Origin of the sequence: Chryseobacterium defluvii (genome assembly GCF_014204415.1) — a bacterium.
Taxonomy (GTDB): Bacteria; Bacteroidota; Bacteroidia; order Flavobacteriales; family Weeksellaceae; genus Chryseobacterium; species Chryseobacterium defluvii_A.
The window spans coordinates 24,824-49,808 of record NZ_JACHLE010000008.1; the positions used below are offsets into that span (position 1 = coordinate 24,824).

The following is a 24,985-nucleotide window of genomic DNA, read 5'->3' on the forward strand; positions in this document are numbered from 1 at the left end:
ATGATTAAGAAAATCCTCATTGCGTGTAGCTTTTTGTTTGTATTTAAATTTATAATTTTAGCGCAAAGCAAAACCGTAAAACCACTCACAATTGGAGAAACCAGAACCTTAAAGTCAACTATCCTTAAAGAAGAAAGAACGTTGAACATTTATCTTCCTCAAGGGTATGATAAAACAAAATCATATCCTGTAATTTATCTTCTGGATGGAAGTATGAACGAGGATTTTGTACATGTTGCAGGATTGGTGCAGTTCTTCAATCTAATGTATTCAATGCCTGAAACCATTGTTGTAGGAATTGCGAATGTGGATAGAAAAAGAGACTTTACCTATCATACAGACATAAAAGAATTACAGCAGGATTATCCTACAACGGGACATTCCGATAAATTCATCGGTTTTTTAGAGAAAGAATTAAAACCTTTTGTTGAAAAACACTATAAAACGACAGAGTCCTATTTAATGGGACAATCTTTAGGCGGACTTTTGGCAATAGAGATCCTTTTGAAGAAGCCACAAATGTTTAACAACTATTTTATTATCAGTCCAAGCTTATGGTGGGATGATGAAAGCCTTTTAAAACAAGCAAAAGAATTGCTTGACAAAATACCGGATACAAAGAAGTTTGTTTACGTTTCTGTTGGGAAAGGAGAACATCCCGTTATGGTAAAAGATGCGGAAGACATTTATGATGTTCTAAAAAATTCTGGAAAAAAGAAGTGGACAGTAGAATATAAAATGATGGAAACAGATAATCATGCAACCATACTTCACAAAAGTTTATATGAAGGGTTAGTAAAATTGTTTCCTTATCAGGAACCCAAATAGATATAATAAACTGAGAATACTGTCGATATAATTACAATTGCTAAATTAATTTATATGAAATATTTATTTTTCGCCATTTTCTTTCCTTTTTTTATGAATTGTCAGAAAATTCAGGATAAGGAAATGAATGTTGAGCTTAAAAATGAATTGGCTCAGATCGATAAAGATGATCAGATCTATCGTGAGTTTATGCTTCCTGAAACTTCACCAGAAAGAAGAAAAGAGATCATAAAAGAAAAAAATCTTACTCAGGAAGAGGCAACCGTCGGGTTGGGCAAAAAAATGGATCAACAGGATGCAGAAAATTTAGCAAAAATTGAAAAAATTATAGCGAAATATGGATATCCGGGAAAATCTTTGGTGGGAGAGCCTGAAAATAAAACAGCTTGGTTGGTTATTCAACATTCATCAAAGATCAATCAGTATTTGCCGGTGATTAAAAAAGCAGCTGAGGAAAATGAGCTTCCTTTCAGATTATACGCAATGATGCTTGACAGGCAACTTGTACAGGATGGTAAAGAGCAGATTTACGGAACTCAGGCTCGATCCTTTAAAACGACAAAAGACGGTAAAGTGGAAATTGTATGGATAATCTGGCCAATTAAAGACTTTAAAAATGTGAATAGATTACGAGATGAAGTGGGTTTCGGACAAACAGTGGAAGATTATGCTCAAGATCTCTTAGGGAAAGATTTTATATTTAAAAATTATACTTTAGAAGAAGCTTTACAACTTCAAAATAAAAATAAAAAGTAAATAACTATATGGAAAAGTTAAAAAACTATATCTGTGGAGAATGGGTAGAAGGAAACGGAAACGGAATTCCTTTATACAATGCGGTAAACGGAGAACAGGTAGCTGTTTCAGATACAGAAGGGCTTAATTTTGAGCAGGCTCTTGATTTCGGAAGAACAGTAGGGTACAAAAACCTGTCTTCAATGACTTTCTATGATCGTGGAGAGATGCTGAAAAAAGTGGCTCTTTACCTGTTGGAAAGAAAGAAAAAATATTACGAATTATCATATAAAACTGGGGCAACTCACGTTGATTCTTGGGTAGATATCGAAGGAGGTTTCGGAACTTTCTTCACTTATTCTGGTTTGGCAAAAAGAACGCTTCCAAACACACCATTTTGGGTAGATGGAGATACACAGAAAATTTCTGCTAACGGAACTCACCTGGGAACTCACATTTTGACTCCAAATGAAGGGGTTTCAATCCAGATCAATGCCTATAACTTTCCGGTTTGGGGAATGTTGGAGAAATTGTCAACCTCATTATTGGCAGGGGTTCCTTCCATTGTGAAGCCGTCTCCTTTTGGTTCATATTTGACGAATGCTGTTTTTCAGGATATGATCGAAAGCGGGCATCTTCCCGAAGGTGCGCTTCAGTTAGTTTGTGGTGAGCCGGGAAATATTCTTGAATATGTTCAGGATGGAGACTCCGTATTATTTACGGGTTCTGCTACTACAGGTAGAAAATTAAAATCTTTACCATCAGTGGCAGGAAATGCAGTACGTTTCAATATGGAAGCAGATTCTTTGAACTGTTCGATCCTTGGACTAGATGCAAAACCCGGAACTCCTGAATTTGATCTGTTTATCAAAGAAGTTCGTAACGAAATGACTACAAAAGCCGGTCAGAAATGTACGGCGATCAGAAGAATTATCGTTCCTGAACATTTGGTTGGAGACGTTCAAAATGCTTTATCTAAAGCTTTAGATCAGACAAAAATTGGAAACCCATTAAGCAGAGAAACTAGAATGGGATCTCTTGTCGGAAAACAACAATATGATGAGGTTCTTAGAAAAATAGACATCCTAAAAGCAGAAACAGAGCTTGTTTATGATGGAAAACATGAGCTTGTAGATGCAGACTACGAAAAAGGATCATTCATGAGTCCGAAATTGTTCCTGAATGACAAACCTTTCGAGAAAAACATCTCTCACGATGTAGAAGCATTCGGTCCGGTTTCTACTTTGATGCCTTACAAAGATGCAGAAGAAGCGGCAGCTTTGGCAAAAAGAGGAAAAGGGAGTCTGGTAGGTTCCATCATTTCTTATGATAACGAATTTGTAGCCGAAACTTCATGGAAAATGGCTTCCCAACACGGAAGAGTTTTCGTATTGAACAGAGACAACGCTAAAGAAAGTACAGGTCACGGTTCACCATTGCCTACCTTAATGCACGGAGGCCCGGGTAGAGCAGGGGGCGGTGAAGAAATGGGCGGATTGAACGGTCTTCATTTCTTCTTACAAAAAACAGCAATCCAGGGTTCACCGGATATTTTAACGGCTATTACTAAAATATATCAGCAGGGCGCTGAGAAAAAATACTCAGACAAACATCCATTCCAAAAATATTTTGAAGAAGTAGAAGTGGGAGACTCTCTGGAAACTGCGGGAAGAACCGTTACAGATGCAGATATCGTAAACTTCTCCAATGTTTCATGGGATCATTTCTACGCACATACAGATGCTACAAGTTTAACAGGAACTATCTTCGATAAAACAGTTGCTCACGGATATTTCATCCTTTCTGCGGCGGCGGGATTATTCGTTTCAGGTAAAAAAGGACCTGTAATTGCCAATTACGGACTTGAAAACTGTTCATTCTTTAAACCTGTTTATGCCGGAGATACGATCACTGTTTATTTAACAGCAAAAGAAAAGATCAATAGAGGAGTAAAAGGAAGAAACATTCCTTCTGGGGTTGTGAAATGGTTGGTTGAAGTTGTGAATCAAAGAGAAGAAGTAGTTTGTGTAGCTACGATTTTAACTTTAGTGGCTAAACAATCTCCTTTCATTGATCTGAAAGTGAAAAATATCCAGAAAATTTTAAATGGTTTAACTGAAAGTTCTCAGGCAAAATGGGGCAAAATGACTCCACAGGAAATGCTTGAGCACCTTGAAACTACTGTAAATCACAGCATAGGAGAACCGGAAGCTGAAAAATGCTACACTCCGGAAGAAAATCTGGAAAAATATCAGGACTCTTTGTACAATCATAGAAAAATGCCAAAAGATTTCCCGGCTCCTTTCTTACCGGATGATGGAAGTTTACCCCCATTAAAGCATAAAAACTTAGAGGCAGCCAGAGAATCTTTTCTTAATACCATTCAGAAGTATATTATTTATTACAGAGAAAATCCGGAAGCAGAGCATTTACATTTTGTTTTCGGTAAACTGAATAAAGAAATGATGGAACTGATGCACAGAAAACATTTCACTCATCACTTTGAGCAGTTTGGATTGATTTAATAAGTTGAGAAATTTAATAATATAACAATGTAGCAGTTTACCAATAATTGCTGCATTGTTTCATTTTTATATTATTTATGGAAACTTTTGCAAACAGAGTCATAGAATTCAACAGGAATTTGCAGTATTCCGGAAATTTACCAGAAGATTTCCAGGTACTGAATCCCCATCTCGATAATCCCGAAACCATGAAAGTGATGCAGGAGTTTTATCACAAATACTATAACGATTCAAACCAAAGAAAATTCATCATCGGGATCAATCCCAGCCGGCACGGAGCCGGAGTTACCGGAGTACCCTTTACCGATACAAAACGCCTCGAAAGTGCTTGCGGAATTGTGATGAAATCTGCTCATACACACGAGATTTCGTCGGTTTTTATCTACGATATGATCGGGCATTATGGCGGAGTTGAGGAGTTCTACAGAGACTGTTATATCAATTCACCCTTTCCTTTGGCCATTGTAAGAAAATCAAAGAACGGCGGCTGAATGCCAATTATTACGATGATAAAAGACTATTTGAAGATGTGAAAGGCTTTATGATCGACTCATTGAAGAAACATATCAGTCTTAATCTGGATACTTCAGAGGTATTCATTCTCGGGAAAAAGAATGCAGATTTTATAGCTAAATTAAATCAGGAAGAAAAATTGTTTGATACCATGACGGTTTTAGATCATCCGCGGTTTATTCAGCAATATAAATCAAAGGAAAAAGACCTGTATATTGACAAGTATATTCTGGCTTTGAAAAAATAAACCTCTCCTGATACCAGAAGAGGTTTTTTCAAACTTTATACAAAAGTTTTCATGGTTGTTAGTTGGTATAATAAGCTATCTCTTGATAATCTTATGCGTTTCGGAAGCCGTTTTGATCAGATAGATCCCATTGGGAAGGTCGGAAACATCTGCTTTGTTTTCGCCTTGTATTACTTCCAGTGATTTTACAAGTTTACCTGCCTGATCATAAATATTTGCTCTGGAACTTTCATCACTTCTTATTGAGAAAGGGCCATAAATAGGGTTGGGATACACACTGAGAGCATTTTTTGAAACTTTTATTTCATTGGCTGCTAAAACCATCCCTGAATCTTTTACCCAGGTGAAGGCATCCAGCCCGGCGTAAGTATATGCCCCGCCCAGCGTGATCTGAAGCTCATCTATGATGATGTTGCTATAATTCTGGGCATTGAGATTGGTAAGATCGATCAGGGTGTAGCCGTTTGTTGTCCCCAGTGATGTCGCGAAGCCTGTAGTCTTGGTTTGGGTGAATTTGGTCACTCCGCTCAGTTTTCCTGTTACCGTAAGCGTTCCGGAAACAGTCTGATCCAATGAAGTATTGGAAAGATATATCCAGAATCGGTTGGCTTTAAACAAATTCGAAGTTGTTTTCAGGCTGAAAGAAGCCCCGTTGCCTGCAGAATTCGAATTGTCAATATACCGGTTGTCGTTTGCTGTCCCGCTCCATCCGGTTCCCGGGTAGTTGGCTTGCAGGTCAAAAGTCGTTACATGTGAATTAATGTTGAAAATCACTCCATTGTCTGTAAAGCTTGAGCTGCTGTGAGACTCTGTTTCAAACATCTCTGTACTGGTTTGCCCAAGCGAAAGGATCGAAGTGAGAGCCGTACAGATCGTTAAAAAAATAGTTCTTTTCATGATTTTAAATTTAGGGGTGAAATATTAATCTCTCGGAGGATAAATCCCATAGGCACAGATAATATAATTAAGTCCCAAATAAGGAGGCATATTATCAACCGGAAGATTTTGTCCTGCATAAGAAATTGACTGAGCATTGATCGCGGTATCCGGAGCTGCATTATTGATAAAGCTAGGTACTGCCGTAAAATCTCTGCCGTTCTGTGTTCCTGTAATGGCAAGGGTAGCTGTATTGGTAGGAGTTGCGGTATTAGCGTTCTTGTTGGCTACTTTCAATTGAAAACCGGCAGGAATACTAGGTAAGTTTTGTGTAGTAAGCGTTGTTGTAGGTGTTCCTGCGGCCTCACCCAATTGATAACTTCTTCCCGTTTTGGAATTTCCTGCTCCCAGGGCCATACTTCCCCTAAGATCAGGTAAAGCAAATGTTGTGATTCCGTCACCACCATAGGTTGTACCTAAAATTGAGAACAAAGCCGTATTTTGGGAAATACTTAATAATCTTCCATCGCAGAACATCCAGTTTCTAGGAGCAAAGTTTCCTGCAAATAATTTGATGATTCCGATAAATTCGTCCATGGTAATATACTTTTTCAGTTTAAATTTCCTACTCTGTCTGTTGGCTTTTCGGATTCCGCCATTGTTCATGATACATATTGAAAATTTCCGCCTCAATGAACACTTCAAAGAAACGATATAAATAGAGGCGAAAATAGAGTAGAAAATACCAAATTATCCGTTACGTATTTATACGTAATGGCGGGTTTGAACTGGCTAATATTTAGTATTTTTGCGGAGATTAATATAAAATTTAAAAATGAACGAATTCGTAGCATCAGAACTTAAGAACAATATTGCCGAAATTACATTCGGGACGCCAAAAAGTAATTCTCTTCCGGGAGCAATTCTCGAAAAACTGGCCCAAACTATTCTGGAAGAAGGTGCAAAAGAAGAGGTGAAAGCTATCCTGATCAAAAGCGAAGGAGAAAAGGCATTTTGTGCGGGAGCAAGCTTCGATGAGTTGTTGTCCATAGAAGAATTAGAAGCTTCCACGAAGTTTTTCGGAGGTTTTGCCAAAGTGCTGAATGCGATGAGAAACTGTGGGAAAATTGTAGTGGTAAGAGTACAGGGAAAAACAACAGGAGGCGGAGTTGGAATTGCCTGCGGTGCTGATTACTGTTTTGCGACCAAAGATTCTTCTTTAGCATTAACGGAAATTAATTTAGGGATTGGCCCTTTCGTGATCGGCCCGTATGTCGAAAGGAAAATAGGAAAGTCCCAATTCTCGGCGATGGCTATTGATGCGGATTTCAGATCTGCAGAATGGGCGGAGCAGCACAATATTTACCATTCGGTATCAGAAAATATTGAAGAAATGGATGGTAAACTGGATAAGTTTTTACAGACCTTGGCTTCCAGAAGCAGCGATGCACTGGCATTAATTAAAAAAGTATCCTGGGAAGGAACGGAGCATTTCAATGAACTAATGCCTGCAAGAATTCATATGAGTGCAAGCCTGATCTTAGAAGATTCGGCTAAGAAAAATATAGAATTAATAAAAGAGAGATTAAAGGTAAAGTAATTTTATATTCTTAGTATTCTTCCGAATACTTTAGGCTTCATTCTCTGATTTTCGTCTGCGTCAGGATGACCGTAAATGTAAAATTAATCACCCGGATTTTATTATTTAAGCAAAGCCTTGCTAAAGCAAGGCTTTGTTTCTTATGATTTTAGTAAATTGATAGAAACCGTAGCCAGTTCTGAATCGGGAAATTTCCTGAAAAGTTCTTGATCTATATTCAGCCCCGTTTCCAGACAAAGTTTCCTGAAAACATCAATTTCCAGAATATACTGGTCGGAATAGCCATGGGTGGCTTCATAAGCTGTAGCAGCAGTTTTTCCTATGTTTCCGCTTGTAAGTTTCGGATCCAGGGCATGCAGTTCAATGATCAGAAGCCCGTTCTTCCGGATGTAGGGCATCCAGAGGTCAAGATGCTCTTTCAGGCTTTCTTCCACCAGCTTGTTAGATAATCTTTTTCCTCTGAAGGCATAAGCGCCGGTTGAGGTGCTTATCCTTTCCGGATTCTTGTTTTCAGGAGTTTTCCAGATCCTGTTATGATCCAAAAATGTTCTTATATTCAGAAGATCGGAAAGCTCAATATCATAATCCTTTTTCAGGTCCTCTGCCAGTTTTTTAGGATTACCGATATCACCCCATATGACCTTCGCCCAGATATCATTGCTGATGAGGTTGGCCCTGGTGGCTTTTAATGCAGCAGGATTGTAATCTGCACCTACTAAAAATAATGGATATTCTTCCAGCATTTTTCCGCGGATCGTATGCCTTTCTATCGTATTGAAGATATGCTGGATAAAAGCCCCGTTCCCGCAGCCCATATCCAGAACCCCTTTCGGCTGCAGATGAATAGGCTGATTAAAGATTTCGATGATAAAATCATTGGCCACCTTAAAATAATTAGAATGAGCTCCGCCGCTTCCCCAGACATTCATAGCACGGTCTACATGAATTTCGTCTTCTCCTTCTTTAATTTCCCTCATTTTTGAAGCATTGCCAAACAGCAGGTCATCCATTTTATTTAACAGGGGAAGATAAGAGACCGTTACCCCATAAGAGGCTGCCCTTTTGGCAAAATAAATTCCCGTCTCCGTAAATTTATAATTATTACCTGATTTTTTGAACCATTCCAGATGAGTGAGGAAATCCAGGATCACTTCAAAATTTTCTTCATTCTTATGAAATTCAGCAGCCTGAAATGAAGTCTCCATAAAATATTTGTGGAACATCCCTGTCATACCAAGATATACAATGACAGGGCCGATAATACAGCCTTCAATATGCTTGAGGATCTGCTCCTGGATCTTTTTCTCCTCAGGATGATCAGAGATTGTCATCCCGAAATTATTTTGGATGGAAAGGATGAGCCGGGTGAATTCTTCAATGAATGAATGTTCAACGATCTGATTCCTTATATCCGTTGATTTTCTCTGAAACGGGATCACTTTAAAATAAAGAGGAGAGTACTTTTGCAGATATTGGGTGTGGGTATTGGCTGATAGGATGACCTCATCTTTTGCATTATCTACCTTGTAATCCAAAAACCCCTGAGAAGCCAGTGTACGCAAAGCTACATTCAGGTAACCGTCATTGGCTTTGAACGTTTCAGTGAGCACAGAAAGGCTTACTTCATTTTTGTCAATGATATAACAGATAATATCTTTCTTTACAAGCGATGTGACCGTAGGAGCGGTAACAATACCATCCAGATGCCTGAATATTAAGGAGCGTAAAATCTCTTTATTCATGAATTCCCAAATTAGTTTCCTTAAAGTTAAGAATTATTCAGCACATAAAATTCATAGAGAAAATTTAAAAAAATATTTTGGGATTTGAAATTTAATTATAACTTTGTATTTCAAAGTTCTTTATATGGATTCAAAAAACTATCACGAAGACTTATCGCATATTCGTTCCATGATGGAACGTTCTTCCAGGTTTATTTCACTGAGCGGATTATCAGGGGTTTTTGCCGGTTTGGCGGCCATTATCGGGGCAGTGTATGTATATTTTGTGTTTCAGAGAGAAGGAATTGATTATTTTGATGGTGAAAGAAACATCTATGGTCCGGCTTTAGTAAAAGAATTAGTAATTATAGGAACTTTGATCTTAATTACTGCCGTGTCATGCGGATACCTCTTTACAGCCCATAAAAGTAAGAAGAAAGGATTGAAAATGTGGGATGCAACTACAAAACGCCTTCTGATCACCTTTATGGTTCCCTTGGTAACCGGGGGATTTGTTTGCATTGCTCTACTGTATCACCATCTTTTTGCATTAATTGCACCTGCAACCTTGATTTTTTACGGGCTGGCTTTGGTGAGTGCGGAAAGATATACCTTAACGGATATAAAATATTTAGGATATTGCCAGATTGTTTTAGGATTGGTTTCCCTGTTTATGCTGGGGTGGGGATTAGTAGCCTGGGCAATAGGGTTCGGGGTTTTGCATATCGTCTATGGGCTGATTATGCATAAGAAGTATAAATAATGTCCAGTATATCGAAAAATATTTTTATTGGTTTTGCTATTGCAGGAGGTGTTTTTATTGTTGGATGCATTATTTTTGCGCTCATGATTTTTTCTGCTTTTGGAGGTTTTGATAAAAGTTATTCTATTGATGAGCTTAAGGAAGAATATCTTGTTAATGAAAAGGAAATTGATAAGCTGATTCAATACTATTACAGTATTAAACCTACCGGCAAAATAGTTGAAATAGAGTTTAAGGATGATACAGTTTTGGAAAGACTGAGAATAGCTCCTGATGATGCAACCGGAAAGATTTATCAGCAATGGGATGTTAATGTTGAAAATTTAACAAAGCCCGAACTTAAAAAAGATTTAGGGTGGAGTAAGGAGGAGATTAAAATGCTGAAAGAGAAACTTGATCAAGCAGATTGTATTTCTATAGAAGATGGGGAACCGGTGAAAGTTGGATTCAAAAGAAGCGGATTAGGCATGCTTTCTTTTAATGTATTTCAGAAAAAAGAAACAGATAGAAGCGATTTTAATGATGGATGCCAGTATATCTTGGTCAATAATAAATTAGCGTTGGAATATGGAGGAGGTGCCGTGGGACCACAATGTTTTCCTCACAAACAATAATGAAAATGATAAAAATAAATCAACTCAACAAAGAATTCGAAAGCCGTGTAAGATTGGGCATTATGTCCGTTCTTATGGTCAACGATTGGGTTGATTTCTCAGAGATGAAAGGGCTGCTGGAAATTACGGACGGTAATCTCGCCAGTCACAGCAATGCTTTGGAAAAAGCAGGATATATTGAAGTAAAAAAAGAGTTTGTAGGAAAGAAGCCGAAAACTTCTTACAGAGTAACCCAAAGCGGAAGAGAGGCCTTTACGGAGCATTTGAATGCTCTTGAAAAATTAATAGGAAAATAAGATTAAATTTTTTTTGACTTTAAACTTTGTATTTCAAAGTACTTTATAAATAATAATTAAAATATATATCATGACAGCACAGCAAAAAACAAAAATCATTTATGCAATTCCGGCTTTATTACTTGGAGCAGCTTTTTTAGGAAACTTGTTTATAGAAGGATTTAACTGGTCTTTTGTCGATTTCATGGGAGCAGGACTTCTGTTGTTTGGTACAGCTTTTCTCATCACGATGATCGTTAATAGCAAAAGATCCTTACAAAATAAGATCCTGATCAGCGGGATCATTATTTTAATTCTGGTCCTCGTCTGGATGGAGCTGGCGGTAGGGATATTTGGAAGCCCGTTTGCAGGGAGTTAGGCGGAAAATAACGATCAATAAGAATTTATTAAAATGAAAGACTCAACAATCATGCACATAGGAAAATTCACTTTCGGAATTTCATTCCTGTTGGGAAATATCTGCTTTTTCGGATTTTTCTTAGGCAGAATATATGAGTTTGCCATACTGGGTGCATTATTGCTGGTATATGGAGGAATACTCAATGCATTAATATTCTTCTATCTGCTTATTTATGGCTCTTATCATGAAACACAGTTTAAAGTGTGTTTCAGATCGGCTGTGATCATCCTGATCAATATCCCCGTCATATTTCTATACAGCTTATTAATTGGATTATAAACTATAAAAAAATAAATTATGAAAAAACAGCGTGTCCGCTTTTTGCTTTTCGTGTACGATCACACTCAGAAATTATACAGGAAATACTTTAAAAAGAAAAAAAGACAATGGCAATTCAATGAAAAACAGTTGCTGGAATTTCAGGAAGACTCATTAGGGAGAAAACTTGGAGAATTCTATAAAAAACATGGTTTCACGATGATCCCGAAAATGGAAAACCATGATGTACATCACCTGATCACGGGCTGCGGAACCAATTTCGAGGATGAGATCGCTATGCAGTTCCTGCTTCTCGGGAACGGAAAAGCAAACGCCCATTTGCTGGCAGCCATAGGACTGGGAACACTGATTCTGCCGGAATATCTGGGATTGTACATAAAAGCCTATAAAAAAGGGCAGAAGATGAGGCCCTTCCATAACTGGGATTTCGAAGCTTTGCTGTGGCAGAATTTTGAGCATTTGAAAGATTTTATCCAGCAGAAGAATACACAGGTATTTTATTAATAATTATTCCGATGAAAAAAATCAAATTCAGTTTTGCAGGGAAATATGCTTTTTTTCTTTCCTTTCTGTTGGGAACCCTGCTTCTGGCAGGATATATTCTCACAAGGCGTACATCATTTGTGGAAATAGGTTTCATATATGTGATATCGGCTTTTTTTATCAATATCCCGATATTCCTGAATGAGCTTCTGGAGTACCTTAAAGATATCGCAAGTAATAAAGCCAACGGAAATTCAGCTTTTCTTATTCTGATGAATATTCCTATAGCCATACTATACTTTTTCCTGTTTCTTAATTTTTTTTAATCATTTAATCTTCAAACATGAAAACACATCATTATATATTTCTTACAACCGCTTTGTTTGTCATATTGTTTTACAATGAGAATATAGGGCTTAATCTTGGAATTCTGGGCATTATCTATGCTTTGCTTACCTTTTACAGGACACCGGGAAAAAATAGGACAGGAATATTCCTTTTTTTATTTGTAACAAGCATACTTTCCGGTATAGCCTTTGCCTGGTATGGGGATTTCCCTTCCTTCTTAGCGGTTGTAAGTTCACTTTTACTCCTATCTTACAGATCCAAAAACAGGAGAATGAAAATACTTCTGCTCATTCCGGTTTTCATACTCAATTGTTTTACGTTTATCTGCAGATTTTTCAGCTTTGATGATTGGCTGCCCAAAAGAAATGTCTCAGGATTGTGGCAGAAAATATTGGCTTTTGTGCTGATCCCGCTATTTCTTCTGGCCGTTTTCTTTGGAATTTATTCCTTAGGAAGTGATCATTTCGCCAATTTCTTTGCGAATATTGAGCTGGATATTAATGTATGGCAATTATTATGTATAACAGTTCTGGGATTCTTCATAGCCTTTAATTTCTGGAACTATATTGTTGAAAAATACATCTATAAATACAACCATATTTTGGACAATGATTTCAGTAATAAAAACAAGGTTCTGAAATCAACCTATTCCTTCCTCGATCTTGATGCGGAAAGAATGAGCGGGATGATCTCTTTCTTTGTACTGAACATCTTATTGATTTTCTTTATTGTTACATATAACTATGAACAGTTTTATGAAGCAGTTAAGACTCCGGCTCAGCTTTCAGATGAAACCCATGAAAGGGTGATAGCGGTCATCATGTCCATCGTGATGTCAATTTTTGTGATCATGTTCTACTTCAAGTCGAGTTTCAATTTTGATCCAAAAGCAGGATTAATGAAGGTTCTGGCCAAAATATGGATCGTCCTTAATGCTGTTCTTATTCTTTCAGCAGCCGTAAAAAACTCAGAATATATTATCAATTACGGATTTACCTATAAAAGACTGGGAGTATATGCATTTTTACTTTTATCATTAATTGGCCTGGCGGCTACTTTTATCAAAATTCAGCAGCAGAAAACCAATGCTTTCCTGTTCAATACCATGACCTGGTACTTGTATGGAACTATTTTGGTTTGCAGCTATATCAATTGGGGCGGATTCGTCACATCCCAGAACATGAAACGTAAAGATTTCGTATTGGATTATCATAAAAGGGAAATACACATCAATGAAAAACTACTTCTGAACTATGCAAGGGAAAAAAAGGATGAAAAGCTTGAAAAAGAAATCCTGGATAAAGTGAAAATTCAGCAGAATGAAAGCTTCCTTTCTAAAATAGGATATTACCAAACCATTAAATAACATCCTTTTAAAATGATCAATAAACTGATAAAACATCAGCGGTTTGAAATGACTCTGCTGTTACTGCTGATGACCCTGTTCTGTTTCAGCCTTTCCGTAGTTCGGTATTATGTGAGTGAAACAAAAGTATTTTTCTTTCTGAACTGGAATTTATTTCTGGCCTGGATTCCTTTGATCATCACTTCACTTGCTATGGTCTTTAATATAAAAAGCAGAATATTACTGATGCTTATGATTACGGTATGGATCTTGTTTTTTCCCAATTCGCCTTATATACTTACAGATCTTTTCCATCTGAGAATCAGGAGCAGAATACCGGTCTGGTACGACCTTATTGTTATTCTTTCCTACGCATGGACGGGACTGATATGTGGGTTTATAAGCCTGAATGATATTGAAAGAATGCTTTCTGCCTATTTTAAAAAACCTGTTATCAGCGTTATTGTTGTTTTCTTCCTGTTCTTAAGCAGTTTTGGGGTGTATCTCGGAAGATTTTTGAGGTGGAACAGCTGGGATATTTTAAACAATCCTTTTGGCCTGTTCAATGATATCGTTGTACGATTCATTTATCCTTTGGAATATACAAAAACATGGGGCGTGACTTTACTGATGGGAATTATGCTTAATTTCATGTACTTTATGGTGAAGCTTTTCAGAAAAGAGAACCGGATAGTTACCCGTACAGATATGATTTAGAAATTCTCAGGAACTTTCTGGAACAATTTTAGCATGCCATTATTCAAATTTAATTTATATGAAAAAGTCCTTGTTGCTGATCCCATTGATCATGATGGCCTGTAAAAAAGACCCAAATAATTTGGAAACTGTCAATAAAGATTCAATGGCAGTTGCAGAACAACCGGCTCCCGGATCTCAGATGGATTCTGCTGCTGTAAGAGAAAAAGATTCCATCATCAATAATGCTCCCGTGACGAAGGAAGTTTTGCGGCAGGGAGTGATGAGAACAGAAAAAAACGGACAGATCATAAGAACGGCAGATGCTTCACAGCTTCCGTTTACCTTAGGAGAAGAATTTACCAAAGAAGGGCAGGAGCTGATATTGAAGCTGACTCATTACGAAAAGCCGGAAATTAAAGCTAAAATTTCAACAAATGAAAAAGATTTTAATATCCGTTTCAACCAGATAAAATTGCCGAACGGTGATTATGACGGCCCGTTCGGAAGAGAAATTTCTCATGAAATATCAGGAAAAGGAGAAGTATGGCTCATTATCGGGAAAAGCAATATGGCTTCCGGAAATACAAAAGGAAGCTTTACGGTAAGTGTAGAGTAGGTTCTTCCAATTTGGTACAATTTATGCAAACTACATTTCAAAGTTTACGATTATGAAAAATCTTTTTTTAACAGCAGTAGTGGCTTCGGCTGCACTTGTGAGCTGTGGAACGGTTCAGTCGTTGGTTCAGAATACATTTCCTTATACAGCCAATGTTTTGGTTTCCACGGGAGTTCCTGCCAATCAGGAAGTTTCCTCTACCGCAACAGCTTCCAACGTACAAAGCTGGTTTGGAGGTAATAATAATGCAAAGATCAAAGACGTAAGGATTTCTGATGCAAAAGTTTCCGTAGTATCTCCGGCAGGCGGAAATCTGAGTGCCCTGAAATCCGTAAAAGTATACATTTCCTCCAGCGGAACAGGAGAAAAGCTTGTGGCATCCCGTTCAGATATTTCCACCACTTCCTCAAGCCTGAATCTGGATCTTAATGACAGCGGATTTTTAGATAGCGTGGTGAAAAGCACCGGGCTTACCGTAAGAACCGTTTATGAGCTGAAAAACCAGACAAGTTCGGATATGAACTTAAGAATAGCACTTAATTTTAGCAGTATCCCTGCGAACTAGTTTATAATACATTCACTTTAAAAATGCCTTTCAAAAATTTGAAAGGCATTTTAGTTAATCGATATATTTCATCTTCAGTAATATCCTGCGGATGGGCCCGGTGATAAATTTATTATTATTGGTAACCCAGATGATCGAAATATCTTTTTCAGGGATCATGATGAGGTGAGATTTGAAACCGCCCTGATCTCCCGCATGTTCAATTACCCTGACCTGTTCTTCGGTTCTATAATTGTACCAGAAGCCATTATGCACAAACCATACACCAGAATGGAACATGGGATTTTCATCTTTCCAATTTTCAGGTGTATGTATCGTTTTTGATGACTGAATATCAGCACAGCTGATAAATTTACATTCGTGGATAGCTCTAATATACTTTTTAAGATCTTCTACGGAACTCCACACGCCTCCGTTTCCTGCTGCCGTAAAAGTGGGGTATTCACCATAATCATATTCCTGATAGGTTCCATCCTTTAAAATATATCCGTGGGCAACATTTTTTTCGGGAGAAGATCCGTCGGTTATGGTACTGTTTTTCATTCCGGCAGGCCTGAAAATATTTTTTCGGATGAAATGCTGCCATTTCATTTTACCTGCTTTTTCTATGATCAGGGCTAATCCGTTATAGGCCGGATTGGAATAATTCCATTTTGATCCCGGCTCGAATTCCAGCGAATCTGTTGAGAGCAAAGGCCTGAAATTCTCTTCATCTTTAGCAGTGAGGTAAAACAGGCTGTCTTTTTCCACCTGCCTGCTGTCCGGAAGGCCGGAAGTGTGTGTTAAAAGGTGCTGCAGCTTTATTTTAGAAGCGATCCCTTTATTTTTGAAATCAGGAAAAAATTGTAAAAGATGGTCGTTCACAGAAAGCTTTCTTTTTTCCTGAAGAATTAAAATCCCGTAAGCCACAAAGGTTTTGGTAACGGAACCCAGATTGGAGACTGTTTTGCTGGTGAATTTCTCCTTTGTCTTCAGATCAGCCAGTCCGAAAGACCTGTCATATAGAACCTTATTGCCCTGTTGGATAAAAATACTTCCACCAGGCTCATTCTCACTGAATAATTCTGAGAAGGCAGAATCCAGTTTTGATTTTAAAATCTCATCGCTGCTTTGTCCCCAACAAGAAACAGAGAGGAGAAGCATGAATATAATCGCCGGAAAAATTTTCAATCGAATATCCATAACAAGAATTAATTTTTCGTAATGGAATCCATAACAATAGTAACAGGGCCATCATTGATCAGCGAAACTTTCATATCCGCTCCAAAAATACCGCTTTCCGTTTTTAATCCGGATTTTGCTATTTCTTCCTTAAAATAGTCGAACAGCGGGACAGCTTTAGCGGGCTTTGCCGCTTTTATGAAAGAGGGACGGTTTCCTTTTTTATAATCAGCGATCAAAGTAAACTGGCTGATGCACAGGATCTCTCCGGAAATATCCTGCACGGAAAGATTGAGCTTTTCATCGGCATCGGCAAAGATCCTGAGGTTAAGAATTTTTTGGACAAGCCAGTCTGCATCTGTTCTCTCATCAGTTTCATCAATCCCGATCAAAAGCATTAAGCCTTTACTAATTTCCCCGACTGTTTTTCCATCAACTTTTACACTCGCTTCGGAAACTCTTTGTATTACTGCTTTCATACTAATAATATACGTTTAGGACTTTCCCTGCCGGATCATAATTATAAGTATAGGTTTTAGGAGGTACAGATGCCACAGCAGTAGGCTGCCCGGTAAGCAGGATCCATGTGGCATTATCTTTTGGGCAGATCACACTTATATTGTCTTTCACTTCAAGAGTGGTATTGTTGTCAGGGCAAATGTGGGGAGCATTCCTGTCGTATACTTTAAATGCTGTATCCGAGGCTCTTACGATAATAAGTCCTCTTGTTCCGGATTGCTGCTCATTCACATAGATCCATCCTCCTGCCTGGTTCAGGTTGTTATATGCCGGAAGATTGAGATTTAAAGTTACACTGATGGGATTGTCCGGAAAGCAGCTTACGGTATCTTCGCTGCTTCCACAGGAGTTTATGGTTAAATTGCTGAATATCAATAAGGTGAAAATAGATAAGATTGAAAAAGTTTTTTTCATTTCAATTTAAATTTTTATATATTTGTAAAAATTAAACGATCAATACACGAAAACATTGTCCGACAAATGTCGGATTATTTTTTTATACTAAAACTAAATTTTGTAAATTATGGCAAGCTACGTAACAAAGGAGGGATTAGAGAAAATGAAAGCTGAGCTGGAACAGTTGGAAACTGTGGAAAGACCAAAAATCACCCAGCAGATTGCAGAAGCAAGAGATAAAGGAGATTTATCTGAAAATGCGGAGTATGATGCTGCTAAAGAAGCTCAGGGAATGTTGGAAATGAGAATTTCTAAACTTAAAGATGCTATTTCCACTTCCAAGATCATAGACGAAAGCCAATTAGATACTTCAAAAGTTTCCATTCTGACGACTGTAAGACTGAGAAACAATGGTACAAAGCAGGAACAGGTTTTTACATTGGTGCCGGATAACGAGAGTGACCTGAAGAGTGGTAAAATATCTGTCAATACCCCAATTGCAAAAGGTTTGCTAGGCAAGGCGGTAGGCGAAACAGCAGAAATTACCCTGCCGAATGGTAACAAACTGTCTTTTGAAGTTCTGGAAATTACTCTATAATAATTTATAAGTCAAAAGTAATGAGTACTATATTCACAAAGATCATTAATGGGGAGATCCCTTCCTATAAGATTGCTGAAGACGAGAACTTTATAGCATTCTTGGATGTAATGCCTCTGGTAAAAGGGCATACTTTAGTAGTTCCCAAGAAGGAAGTGGATCTGATCTTTGATCTGGAAAGTGACGAATACAAAAACCTTTGGGGATTTGCACAGCAGGTGGCCAAAAAGATCAAAAATGCAATTCCCTGCGTAAGAGTAGGAGTTGCAGTCGTAGGACTGGAAGTTCCTCACGCTCATATTCATCTGATTCCTTTAAACAAAATGGAAGAAATGAATTTCAGAAATGAAAGATTGAAATTAACGAACGAAGAATATACAGAGATTCAAAACTCAATTATTAATTCTTAAAAAACAAAGGGTCGTAAAAAAGAAATTTTTTACGATTTTCTTTAACATACATCATATTATATTATGAATTCAAATCAATGTTCCTTCTGTGGCAGAAAAAGAAATGAAGTACAGATGCTGATTTCCGGACAGAACGGATTTATCTGCGAGAACTGTATCGAGCAGGCTCATGTCATTGTAAAAGACAGCGGTTCAAAAAACGGGTTTTCACCTGCGGAAACCATAGAAGAGCTTAAAAAACCAAAAGAGATCAAAGAATTCCTTGATCAATACGTGATTGGACAGGACCAGGCTAAAAAACAACTTTCCATAGCGGTTTATAATCATTATAAAAGGCTGCTTCATGCCCAGGACGAAAACAGGGAAGTAGAGCTTGAGAAGTCAAACATTATCATGATCGGGGAAACAGGAACCGGTAAAACTTTACTGGCAAAAACGATAGCGAGAGAACTGGATGTTCCGTTCTGTATTGTGGATGCTACGATCCTTACGGAAGCGGGATATGTAGGAGAAGATGTGGAAAGTATATTGTCCAGGCTTTTGATGGTAGCAGATTATGATGTGGAAAAAGCTGAAAAGGGTATTGTTTTTATTGACGAGATCGATAAGATCGCGAGGAAATCAGATAACCCGAGTATTACCAGAGACGTTTCCGGAGAAGGAGTACAGCAGGGGCTGCTGAAACTGCTGGAAGGCAGTATTGTGAATGTGCCGCCTCAGGGAGGAAGAAAGCATCCGGATCAGAAATATATCCAGGTCAATACCCAGAATATCCTGTTTATTGCAGGGGGTGCATTTGATGGCATCAAAGAGATCATTGAGAGAAGAATGAATAAACAGGCTATTGGTTTCAGCTCTGAGAAGATCAATAAAGTGGATGAAGAGGATTATATATTAACAAATATTAATGCCATTGATCTTCGTTCTTTCGGATTAATTCCCGAACTTTTGGGAAGATTTCCGATCATCACTTATCTCGATAAACTCACAAAAGAGACAATGGTAAGAATTATGAAAGAACCAAAAAATTCAATTATCAATCAATTTGTGGAGCTTTTTAAAATGGATGGCACAAAATTGGTATTTACGGATGGTGCAATTGAAAAAATAGTGGATGAAACTATTGAGAAAGGATTAGGCGCCAGAGGTCTCAGAGGAACTACTGAAAAAGTGCTTGAAGATCACATGTTTTCAATAGGTGAGGAAAAAGAAATTGTATTAACAGAACATAATATTTTTGTTAATAAATAACAATATATTTTTTTTCTTTAAAAAAAAAATTATACCTTTGCGGGTGAAGATTGTATTAACTAACACACAAATAATTTATATACAATGAGAAAAAGTTTATTTGCTATAGGTCTTTTAGCACTTAGTTATTCTGTTCAGGCGCAGATATTATGTCATGTAGACACTAATGCTAATATGTATGTGAGCGAAGGTACCCTGGTTTACAGTGGTGGTGGCGTTCAGACCAGAGGTACTGGTATTCTGGATGTTCACGGCAATGTAATGATTGTAGGCGGGGGATCAGATGCGCTAAGAACCATTACCACAACCGGAGGAGCAAAAACGGATGGTGGTAATATTGTTTTAAGACTTAATACTCCCGGCAGTTACGCAATGTCAACATATGGACAACTCTATATTGATGGCTTGACACAAACTAATGTTACCGGTATTGTAAGTAAGGAATTCCGAACTGACAGACATGGTAATGGTAATTATTTCCAACAAATTGCACTGCCTTTCTTTGGTAAGACGTTGAGTACATTATCTACAGAATTTGGTAAAACTTTCACGGGAGTTAGATGGTCACAAAATGAGATCCTGAGATGGAACAATACCACTGCGGTATCTGGCCATTTTGCTTATCCTTCAACAACTACTACAAGTGACGGTTCAAGCTATTATATGTTAGGTTCCAAAAGTAATAACCTTAACACAAGTACTCCACCGGCAACTTTACCTACTATTGCTCCAACACCTACGGGTTCTGTGTATACCCTTAACGGTAGACCTTACGCCCCTTTGGCCAACGTGACCCTTCAAAATGGAGGAAATGTGAATTTTGGACCAACGGGTAATAATGTTAATCAGTATAATGAGAAGTATAACACCTATCTTCAGGATCAGTTTGAAGTTGTCGCTACTCCTTGGGCACAGGGCTATGGTAAAAATATTTACCAATTTGGTAATCCTTTCTTAACTAATATTGATCTATCGAGAATCGGATATACAGAGAATGGAGGCACTACCGATGGGAATGCGATCGGAAATATCTGGGGAGTTAGGTATACGGCAGGTACTGTTGTAACTGCAGCTGATGGTTCTACTACTAGCTCGGGTGCTTTAATAACGACATTTGATACAAATGGGGTTCCGGTTGGTGATCAAGGACTTATCATCAAGCCTATGCAGACATTTGTTATAAAATTAAGAAACAATGACGCACCGCAGACTTTAAACTTCAATACTTTAAGAAGATTTAAAGAAACAGTAAGAGATGCATCTACCAACTATAGTGTAGTAGCTGCTAAAAATGCAGGCAAAATTGGTGGGGAGACTGTGAAGCAGCTTGGTGTTATTGCACTGGATGCTAATGGTAAAGAAATTGCAAGAACTTATTATGTACTTTCTTCAAGAGCAAAAACGGGTCATCATACTTCAGTAGCAACAACGGTTCAGGCTTCAGCGAGCCAAGCCAATATGATTGGTACTTTTGAAGAGGCCTTACAAGGGGGTTATGACAATGATTATACTGCTAAATACTGGTTGTATATCAATGAGGCTAATGAAAATGATTTCAGAGGTAAAAATGTTAAATTAGTTAATTACGATACTAATAAAAAAATTGCGTCTTATAAATTTGAAATAAGAGAAAATGCAGAATTAGTTGCAGATGGCACACATCAGCTGTCTTCAGGTACCGGTTTCTATTATAAATCAGAGAACGGAACTGTAGAGCAGGCAAAACAAGGACAGGTAATTCCTGTGGCTAGTTCAGTATATGATCTGTACTATGGTGCGCCTGGCAGAGAAGAAACTAGCAAGAATGCTATAGCTGATAACAATGCTACATCTGTTAGACCTTCAAGAACAATGGTAGTTTATAATCCTGAAATTACAAATTACGTTGTTAGATTTGATCCGAATTGGAAAAAGGCAGACATTGAAGTTTATGATATGAGTGGTAAACTTGTAATCTCTAAAAAAGCTGTTAATACTTCTACTGATTTTGTAATTGAGTTAGATAACTCTATTAAAAACTCTTATGTTGTAAGAATTATGGCCGATAATGGAGAAACTGTGAACACTAAAATCTTAAAATAAAAAATATGAAAGCTATCAAAACAATAAATAAACTAGTACCTGCTCTTTTTCTTTTTGCTTTTTCATTGGTCAATGCTGAAGATCCGCCTGCACCATATGCAAAAAGCACCGGAGGATCTGGAACTGGATCACCTGCATCACCCATAGATATGTATATCTACATATTTTCTGTAGTTGCAATTATGTTTATTGTATACTATACAAAAAGGTATAAGAGCCAAAAAGTATAAAATTTTATTAAAATATTTTAAACTCCCTGATTAGTCGGGGAGTTTTTTTATTTTTACGGTATGAAAAAGATTTATATACTATCAGCAGTATTGGCTGCATTCTCTTTGCATGCTCAGTTTACAGTTACCCTTCAGGCACCTGCAGATTTCAAAGAACAAGATGCTATTTTATATACACTTAACGGATCAAAAGACATTATTGTTACTAAAGAGCAAAGTAAGAATAGTGTATGGACTTTTAAATACCCTAAGAATTATATGGGGATGATGAAAGTCTACTTTCCCAATACTAACAATACCATTAGCCTTATTTCCGAAAATAAGAATGTAAATATAAAGCTGGAAACCCAGAACAATAAAATTAAAGATATAGTTTATCAGGATGAGGCGAATGATATGATGAACAGACTGCAGGAAGGGGCCCAGAAGAAAGAGTTGATATTACCTGCATTAATGCAGATCAAAGATTATTATAAAGATACTACCGATTTTGGTAAAGCATTAAAATCAGAAATCGGAAGACTCTCGGTAGGAATAGATAATATTGACCAGAACCAGCATCCGTTTATTTATTATTATAATACCAACTATAATAAGTTCTTATCAGCTAATAATAGTACTAAAGCCACAACAGAAGATATTGTCAATTTTATAGACAAATCCAATGATATGCTTGAAACATCATCATTGCTGAGGCCTTTGTTAGTAGCATATCTTAATGCGGGCGGAAATGCCAATGTAGGGCCTTCAATAGACAATCTTTTAGACAGATTAAAGGTAGAAACTCCGCGTGGGCAGACTGTATTATCAGAACTGATTGATATTTTTGATATCTATGAGATGAATGAGTTAAAAGATAAGTACCTGACTCTTGCTAAAAACCTGAAGTGTACGATCACTGACAGGCTCGCTTCTACCCTTAAAGCGAATTCAAATGTAGAAATAGGAGCTGCTTTCCCTAATTATAAATTCCAGTCTCCTTTAAACACAACAGCTAAGTCTCTGTATGATGTAAAGGCAGACCAGAAAATTATTATTTTCTGGTCATCAACATGCTCACATTGTGAAAGTGAATTACCACAGCTTTTAACCAAATACAATGATCTGAAGACAAAAAATGCGCAGATCATCGGGTTATCACTAGATGTGGATAAAGAAGCTTATACTAAAAAAGTTGCAGCCTTCCCTTGGATTAATGATTCTGAATTAAAAGGATGGAACAGCAGTTATACTGATACCTATAATATTCATGCAACTCCCACCTATTTTATCTTGGATGCTAACAATAAGATAATCAGTAAGCCCAATCATGTGGGTGATGTTTTGGAATATTTTAAGCTTAAATAATTTTGGTAGAAAGTAAATAATTTATATATTTGCACCACCAAAACGGCGAGGTAGCTCAGGTGGTTAGAGCGTTGGATTCATAACCCAAAGGTCACGGGTTCAAATCCCGTCTTCGCTACAAAAATAAACCGAAACATTTGTTTCGGTTTATTTTTTTCTTTTTATAAAAGCGGATCAACTAGCTCTGATATCCAAGCAGTTTTCTGATCTGATAGAAGAATCTTTCAATAAGTCTCAGATCCTGTGTGACAATTTCCGCATTTCCCCGGAGTTCTTTATCGAAGGGCAGATTTTTATTATAAGATGTTTTTAAACCATGTGGAAGAATAACATCTACGTAATAATTCCCTTTCTCATCAGGTGACAGAGAAATGTTTTGAACCTTGCCTTCCACAATACCATATTCCTGAAAACGGTAATTATCCAGTTTAATGAGTACCTTTTCTCCTGCTGTGATCTTACCTGAATTGGTAGCGGGAACTAACATCCTTCCTACCATGCTTTCCTTATTCCTGGGCAAAATAGATAAAATGGGGTCTCCCATTTTTACAAACTGATTTTCTCCAAAAAACTGCTGGAAGCTGGCAACCCCTTCTGTGGAGGAAATGATCAGGTAGCTTTGTTCCCATTGTTTTAAAGATCTTCTCAGCTGTTCGAATAGCTGTAAGGTTTCAGAAGAATAAGTGATCTTATCTTTCTCCGTATTAATGGCTGTTCCGCTTCTTGTCTTATTGAGGTTGGAAATGCTTTCTTCCATCTGGGATAATGAAATATCGATACTCTCCAGATTTTGTTGTGCCTGAAGATATTTTACTTTTTCATTTTCAAGCTCAAAAGCAGAAATCACACCTTGATTGAAAAGATCCTGAGAGCGTTGATAGCCTTTCTTTGCGAGCTCATATTTGTCTGATTCCAGTTTTTTCTGCTGTTTTAATGTTGCAATTCTTACCCGATACTCAGACAGGCTTTGATTGGCTGCTAAATTTTCAGGGGCGTAGGGTTGCAGCCTTGTGAAAAGCTCTTCTTCCTGAAAGGCTTTTGCAAAATTATTATAATCTCCCTGCAGCTCACCAAGTTTAAATCCTGCAGCTGTTTTCACCGGGAATGAACGCAGCTGATCGGGTGTGAGGGAGTCCATCAGCTTCTTTAGCTCCAGAACATCTTTATAGCTGGCAGTAGATTGAAGAACCATAAGTATCTGGTCTTTTTTGACTTCCTGATGGTTTTTGATAAAGATCTTTTCAATTTTAGAATTGGTTCTTGCTTCCAGCTTTTCAGGAGGATTTTGTGAGGTTACAATAATAGGGGCCGGAACAAATTCGGGATATTTAATAATGTAGCTCATTAAGAGAATAAGCAAGAGGATAATGAGTATGATCGTATTTCCCCAACGGATCATCCAATGGGGTGGCTGGGTAAGAATATCCTGCACACTTTCGGAGCGCAATTCTATATTGTCTAATATGTCTTTTTCAGTATCCAAGATTTTATTTTTTTCATAAACCTCACAGGTTTTATTAATTATAAATGAGAGAAAA

The 24,985-nt window shown here is 37.5% G+C and carries 28 protein-coding genes, 1 tRNA gene and 1 pseudogene; 23 read left to right on the top strand and 7 right to left on the bottom strand.

From position 1 onward, the window contains the following. The 4 genes and pseudogenes from HNP38_RS17335 (at window position 1) to HNP38_RS17350 (ending at window position 4,848) form a co-directional block, all read left to right on the top strand. Window positions 1-828: an alpha/beta hydrolase gene (locus HNP38_RS17335; RefSeq protein WP_184191930.1), complete on the top strand. Its 828-nt coding sequence runs from the start codon at window positions 1-3 to the stop codon at window positions 826-828. A gap of 54 nt (window positions 829-882) precedes the next feature. Further along, window positions 883-1,584, top strand: coding sequence for a DUF6624 domain-containing protein (locus HNP38_RS17340; RefSeq protein ID WP_184191932.1), 702 nt, complete (start codon window positions 883-885; stop codon window positions 1,582-1,584). Window positions 1,585-1,592: 8 nt separating this feature from the next. After that, a complete protein-coding gene (gene paaZ, locus HNP38_RS17345; protein ID WP_184191934.1) occupies window positions 1,593-4,088 on the top strand; it encodes a phenylacetic acid degradation bifunctional protein PaaZ in 2,496 nt (831 codons plus the stop codon). A gap of 77 nt (window positions 4,089-4,165) precedes the next feature. Continuing rightward, window positions 4,166-4,848, top strand: a pseudogene (locus HNP38_RS17350) (SMUG2 DNA glycosylase family protein). Between the two features lie 75 nt (window positions 4,849-4,923). Here the strand turns inward: HNP38_RS17350 and HNP38_RS17355 are convergent. Both HNP38_RS17355 and HNP38_RS17360 read right to left on the bottom strand, forming a co-directional pair. After that, complete coding sequence (locus HNP38_RS17355) at window positions 4,924-5,745, bottom strand: T9SS type A sorting domain-containing protein (RefSeq protein WP_184191935.1); 822 nt, start codon at window positions 5,743-5,745, stop codon at window positions 4,924-4,926. Between the two features lie 24 nt (window positions 5,746-5,769). Further along, window positions 5,770-6,321 carry a phage tail protein gene (locus HNP38_RS17360; protein ID WP_184192003.1) on the bottom strand — a complete coding sequence of 184 codons (552 nt, stop codon included), beginning with the start codon at window positions 6,319-6,321 and terminating at the stop codon, window positions 5,770-5,772. A gap of 238 nt (window positions 6,322-6,559) precedes the next feature. Between HNP38_RS17360 and HNP38_RS17365 the strand changes: the two genes are divergently transcribed. Then, on the top strand, window positions 6,560-7,324 hold the full coding sequence (locus HNP38_RS17365) for an enoyl-CoA hydratase/isomerase family protein (protein WP_184191936.1): 765 nt from the start codon (window positions 6,560-6,562) through the stop codon (window positions 7,322-7,324). A 140-nt stretch (window positions 7,325-7,464) separates the two neighbouring features. Here HNP38_RS17365 and HNP38_RS17370 read toward each other — a convergent pair whose 3' ends face one another. Then, window positions 7,465-9,066, bottom strand: a complete 1,602-nt coding sequence (locus HNP38_RS17370; protein ID WP_184191937.1) for a class I SAM-dependent methyltransferase — start codon at window positions 9,064-9,066, stop codon at window positions 7,465-7,467. Window positions 9,067-9,190: 124 nt separating this feature from the next. Here HNP38_RS17370 and HNP38_RS17375 point away from each other — a divergent pair, with 124 nt between their 5' ends. From HNP38_RS17375 to HNP38_RS17425, 11 genes are all read left to right on the top strand, one after another. Next, window positions 9,191-9,808 (top strand): hypothetical protein, encoded by a 618-nt coding sequence (locus HNP38_RS17375; RefSeq protein ID WP_184191938.1) that lies wholly within the window; start codon window positions 9,191-9,193, stop codon window positions 9,806-9,808. Then, window positions 9,808-10,422, top strand: coding sequence for a hypothetical protein (locus HNP38_RS17380; protein ID WP_184191939.1), 615 nt, complete (start codon window positions 9,808-9,810; stop codon window positions 10,420-10,422). The genes HNP38_RS17375 and HNP38_RS17380 overlap by 1 nt, the downstream gene beginning before the upstream one ends. A gap of 5 nt (window positions 10,423-10,427) precedes the next feature. Further along, window positions 10,428-10,718, top strand: a complete 291-nt coding sequence (locus HNP38_RS17385) for a winged helix-turn-helix domain-containing protein (RefSeq protein ID WP_184191940.1) — start codon at window positions 10,428-10,430, stop codon at window positions 10,716-10,718. Between the two features lie 70 nt (window positions 10,719-10,788). Next, window positions 10,789-11,076 (top strand): hypothetical protein, encoded by a 288-nt coding sequence (locus tag HNP38_RS17390; protein ID WP_194299364.1) that lies wholly within the window; start codon window positions 10,789-10,791, stop codon window positions 11,074-11,076. A gap of 33 nt (window positions 11,077-11,109) precedes the next feature. After that, window positions 11,110-11,397 (top strand): hypothetical protein, encoded by a 288-nt coding sequence (locus tag HNP38_RS17395; RefSeq protein WP_184191941.1) that lies wholly within the window; start codon window positions 11,110-11,112, stop codon window positions 11,395-11,397. Between the two features lie 18 nt (window positions 11,398-11,415). Further along, window positions 11,416-11,901: a Coq4 family protein gene (locus HNP38_RS17400; RefSeq protein WP_184191943.1), complete on the top strand. Its 486-nt coding sequence runs from the start codon at window positions 11,416-11,418 to the stop codon at window positions 11,899-11,901. Window positions 11,902-11,912: 11 nt separating this feature from the next. Further along, window positions 11,913-12,206: a hypothetical protein gene (locus HNP38_RS17405; protein WP_184191945.1), complete on the top strand. Its 294-nt coding sequence runs from the start codon at window positions 11,913-11,915 to the stop codon at window positions 12,204-12,206. A gap of 17 nt (window positions 12,207-12,223) precedes the next feature. Beyond that, window positions 12,224-13,594, top strand: a complete 1,371-nt coding sequence (locus HNP38_RS17410) for a DUF4153 domain-containing protein (RefSeq protein ID WP_184191947.1) — start codon at window positions 12,224-12,226, stop codon at window positions 13,592-13,594. A gap of 48 nt (window positions 13,595-13,642) precedes the next feature. Next, window positions 13,643-14,290: a DUF1361 domain-containing protein gene (locus HNP38_RS17415; RefSeq protein ID WP_228461090.1), complete on the top strand. Its 648-nt coding sequence runs from the start codon at window positions 13,643-13,645 to the stop codon at window positions 14,288-14,290. Window positions 14,291-14,348: 58 nt separating this feature from the next. Beyond that, window positions 14,349-14,888, top strand: coding sequence for a hypothetical protein (locus HNP38_RS17420; RefSeq protein WP_184191949.1), 540 nt, complete (start codon window positions 14,349-14,351; stop codon window positions 14,886-14,888). Between the two features lie 52 nt (window positions 14,889-14,940). Beyond that, window positions 14,941-15,453: a hypothetical protein gene (locus HNP38_RS17425; RefSeq protein ID WP_184191951.1), complete on the top strand. Its 513-nt coding sequence runs from the start codon at window positions 14,941-14,943 to the stop codon at window positions 15,451-15,453. Window positions 15,454-15,507: 54 nt separating this feature from the next. Here HNP38_RS17425 and HNP38_RS17430 read toward each other — a convergent pair whose 3' ends face one another. From HNP38_RS17430 to HNP38_RS17440, 3 genes are read right to left on the bottom strand one after another with little or no spacing between them, the layout of a single operon-like run. Continuing rightward, on the bottom strand, window positions 15,508-16,635 hold the full coding sequence (locus HNP38_RS17430; protein WP_184191953.1) for a serine hydrolase domain-containing protein: 1,128 nt from the start codon (window positions 16,633-16,635) through the stop codon (window positions 15,508-15,510). Window positions 16,636-16,643: 8 nt separating this feature from the next. Next, complete coding sequence (gene dtd / locus HNP38_RS17435) at window positions 16,644-17,093, bottom strand: D-aminoacyl-tRNA deacylase (RefSeq protein WP_184191955.1); 450 nt, start codon at window positions 17,091-17,093, stop codon at window positions 16,644-16,646. Between the two features lies 1 nt (window position 17,094). Continuing rightward, window positions 17,095-17,547, bottom strand: a complete 453-nt coding sequence (locus HNP38_RS17440) for a hypothetical protein (protein ID WP_184191957.1) — start codon at window positions 17,545-17,547, stop codon at window positions 17,095-17,097. Between the two features lie 109 nt (window positions 17,548-17,656). Here HNP38_RS17440 and greA point away from each other — a divergent pair, with 109 nt between their 5' ends. The 7 genes from greA (at window position 17,657) to HNP38_RS17475 (ending at window position 23,565) form a co-directional block, all read left to right on the top strand. Then, a complete protein-coding gene (gene greA, locus HNP38_RS17445; protein ID WP_184191959.1) occupies window positions 17,657-18,127 on the top strand; it encodes a transcription elongation factor GreA in 471 nt (156 codons plus the stop codon). A gap of 20 nt (window positions 18,128-18,147) precedes the next feature. Further along, window positions 18,148-18,537, top strand: a complete 390-nt coding sequence (locus tag HNP38_RS17450) for an HIT family protein (RefSeq protein ID WP_184191961.1) — start codon at window positions 18,148-18,150, stop codon at window positions 18,535-18,537. 63 nt (window positions 18,538-18,600) lie between these two features. Then, window positions 18,601-19,788: an ATP-dependent Clp protease ATP-binding subunit ClpX gene (clpX, locus tag HNP38_RS17455; RefSeq protein WP_184191963.1), complete on the top strand. Its 1,188-nt coding sequence runs from the start codon at window positions 18,601-18,603 to the stop codon at window positions 19,786-19,788. Between the two features lie 84 nt (window positions 19,789-19,872). Then, window positions 19,873-21,870, top strand: coding sequence for a T9SS type A sorting domain-containing protein (locus HNP38_RS17460; RefSeq protein WP_184191965.1), 1,998 nt, complete (start codon window positions 19,873-19,875; stop codon window positions 21,868-21,870). Window positions 21,871-21,875: 5 nt separating this feature from the next. After that, entirely contained in the window at window positions 21,876-22,100 is a 225-nt protein-coding gene (locus HNP38_RS17465; RefSeq protein ID WP_194299366.1) for a signal peptidase, read from the top strand. A 60-nt stretch (window positions 22,101-22,160) separates the two neighbouring features. Beyond that, a complete protein-coding gene (locus HNP38_RS17470; RefSeq protein WP_184191967.1) occupies window positions 22,161-23,447 on the top strand; it encodes a TlpA family protein disulfide reductase in 1,287 nt (428 codons plus the stop codon). A 44-nt stretch (window positions 23,448-23,491) separates the two neighbouring features. Continuing rightward, window positions 23,492-23,565, top strand: a tRNA-Met gene (locus HNP38_RS17475). Window positions 23,566-23,625: 60 nt separating this feature from the next. Here the strand turns inward: HNP38_RS17475 and HNP38_RS17480 are convergent. Then, window positions 23,626-24,930, bottom strand: a complete 1,305-nt coding sequence (locus HNP38_RS17480) for an HlyD family secretion protein (RefSeq protein WP_184191969.1) — start codon at window positions 24,928-24,930, stop codon at window positions 23,626-23,628. Window positions 24,931-24,985: the final 55 nt, after the last annotated feature.

What these genes read in the sequence shown, in the direction of transcription:
- HNP38_RS17335 (WP_184191930.1), top strand. Translation starts at nt 1, where the DNA reads ATGATTAAGAAAATCCTCATTGCGTGTAGCTTTTTGTTTGTATTTAAA.
- HNP38_RS17340 (WP_184191932.1), top strand. Translation starts at nt 883, where the DNA reads ATGAAATATTTATTTTTCGCCATTTTCTTTCCTTTTTTTATGAATTGT.
- paaZ (WP_184191934.1), top strand. Translation starts at nt 1,593, where the DNA reads ATGGAAAAGTTAAAAAACTATATCTGTGGAGAATGGGTAGAAGGAAAC.
- HNP38_RS17355 (WP_184191935.1), bottom strand. Translation starts at nt 5,745, where the DNA reads ATGAAAAGAACTATTTTTTTAACGATCTGTACGGCTCTCACTTCGATC.
- HNP38_RS17360 (WP_184192003.1), bottom strand. Translation starts at nt 6,321, where the DNA reads ATGGACGAATTTATCGGAATCATCAAATTATTTGCAGGAAACTTTGCT.
- HNP38_RS17365 (WP_184191936.1), top strand. Translation starts at nt 6,560, where the DNA reads ATGAACGAATTCGTAGCATCAGAACTTAAGAACAATATTGCCGAAATT.
- HNP38_RS17370 (WP_184191937.1), bottom strand. Translation starts at nt 9,066, where the DNA reads ATGAATAAAGAGATTTTACGCTCCTTAATATTCAGGCATCTGGATGGT.
- HNP38_RS17375 (WP_184191938.1), top strand. Translation starts at nt 9,191, where the DNA reads ATGGATTCAAAAAACTATCACGAAGACTTATCGCATATTCGTTCCATG.
- HNP38_RS17380 (WP_184191939.1), top strand. Translation starts at nt 9,808, where the DNA reads ATGTCCAGTATATCGAAAAATATTTTTATTGGTTTTGCTATTGCAGGA.
- HNP38_RS17385 (WP_184191940.1), top strand. Translation starts at nt 10,428, where the DNA reads ATGATAAAAATAAATCAACTCAACAAAGAATTCGAAAGCCGTGTAAGA.
- HNP38_RS17390 (WP_194299364.1), top strand. Translation starts at nt 10,789, where the DNA reads ATGACAGCACAGCAAAAAACAAAAATCATTTATGCAATTCCGGCTTTA.
- HNP38_RS17395 (WP_184191941.1), top strand. Translation starts at nt 11,110, where the DNA reads ATGAAAGACTCAACAATCATGCACATAGGAAAATTCACTTTCGGAATT.
- HNP38_RS17400 (WP_184191943.1), top strand. Translation starts at nt 11,416, where the DNA reads ATGAAAAAACAGCGTGTCCGCTTTTTGCTTTTCGTGTACGATCACACT.
- HNP38_RS17405 (WP_184191945.1), top strand. Translation starts at nt 11,913, where the DNA reads ATGAAAAAAATCAAATTCAGTTTTGCAGGGAAATATGCTTTTTTTCTT.
- HNP38_RS17410 (WP_184191947.1), top strand. Translation starts at nt 12,224, where the DNA reads ATGAAAACACATCATTATATATTTCTTACAACCGCTTTGTTTGTCATA.
- HNP38_RS17415 (WP_228461090.1), top strand. Translation starts at nt 13,643, where the DNA reads ATGACTCTGCTGTTACTGCTGATGACCCTGTTCTGTTTCAGCCTTTCC.
- HNP38_RS17420 (WP_184191949.1), top strand. Translation starts at nt 14,349, where the DNA reads ATGAAAAAGTCCTTGTTGCTGATCCCATTGATCATGATGGCCTGTAAA.
- HNP38_RS17425 (WP_184191951.1), top strand. Translation starts at nt 14,941, where the DNA reads ATGAAAAATCTTTTTTTAACAGCAGTAGTGGCTTCGGCTGCACTTGTG.
- HNP38_RS17430 (WP_184191953.1), bottom strand. Translation starts at nt 16,635, where the DNA reads ATGGATATTCGATTGAAAATTTTTCCGGCGATTATATTCATGCTTCTC.
- dtd (WP_184191955.1), bottom strand. Translation starts at nt 17,093, where the DNA reads ATGAAAGCAGTAATACAAAGAGTTTCCGAAGCGAGTGTAAAAGTTGAT.
- HNP38_RS17440 (WP_184191957.1), bottom strand. Translation starts at nt 17,547, where the DNA reads ATGAAAAAAACTTTTTCAATCTTATCTATTTTCACCTTATTGATATTC.
- greA (WP_184191959.1), top strand. Translation starts at nt 17,657, where the DNA reads ATGGCAAGCTACGTAACAAAGGAGGGATTAGAGAAAATGAAAGCTGAG.
- HNP38_RS17450 (WP_184191961.1), top strand. Translation starts at nt 18,148, where the DNA reads ATGAGTACTATATTCACAAAGATCATTAATGGGGAGATCCCTTCCTAT.
- clpX (WP_184191963.1), top strand. Translation starts at nt 18,601, where the DNA reads ATGAATTCAAATCAATGTTCCTTCTGTGGCAGAAAAAGAAATGAAGTA.
- HNP38_RS17460 (WP_184191965.1), top strand. Translation starts at nt 19,873, where the DNA reads ATGAGAAAAAGTTTATTTGCTATAGGTCTTTTAGCACTTAGTTATTCT.
- HNP38_RS17465 (WP_194299366.1), top strand. Translation starts at nt 21,876, where the DNA reads ATGAAAGCTATCAAAACAATAAATAAACTAGTACCTGCTCTTTTTCTT.
- HNP38_RS17470 (WP_184191967.1), top strand. Translation starts at nt 22,161, where the DNA reads ATGAAAAAGATTTATATACTATCAGCAGTATTGGCTGCATTCTCTTTG.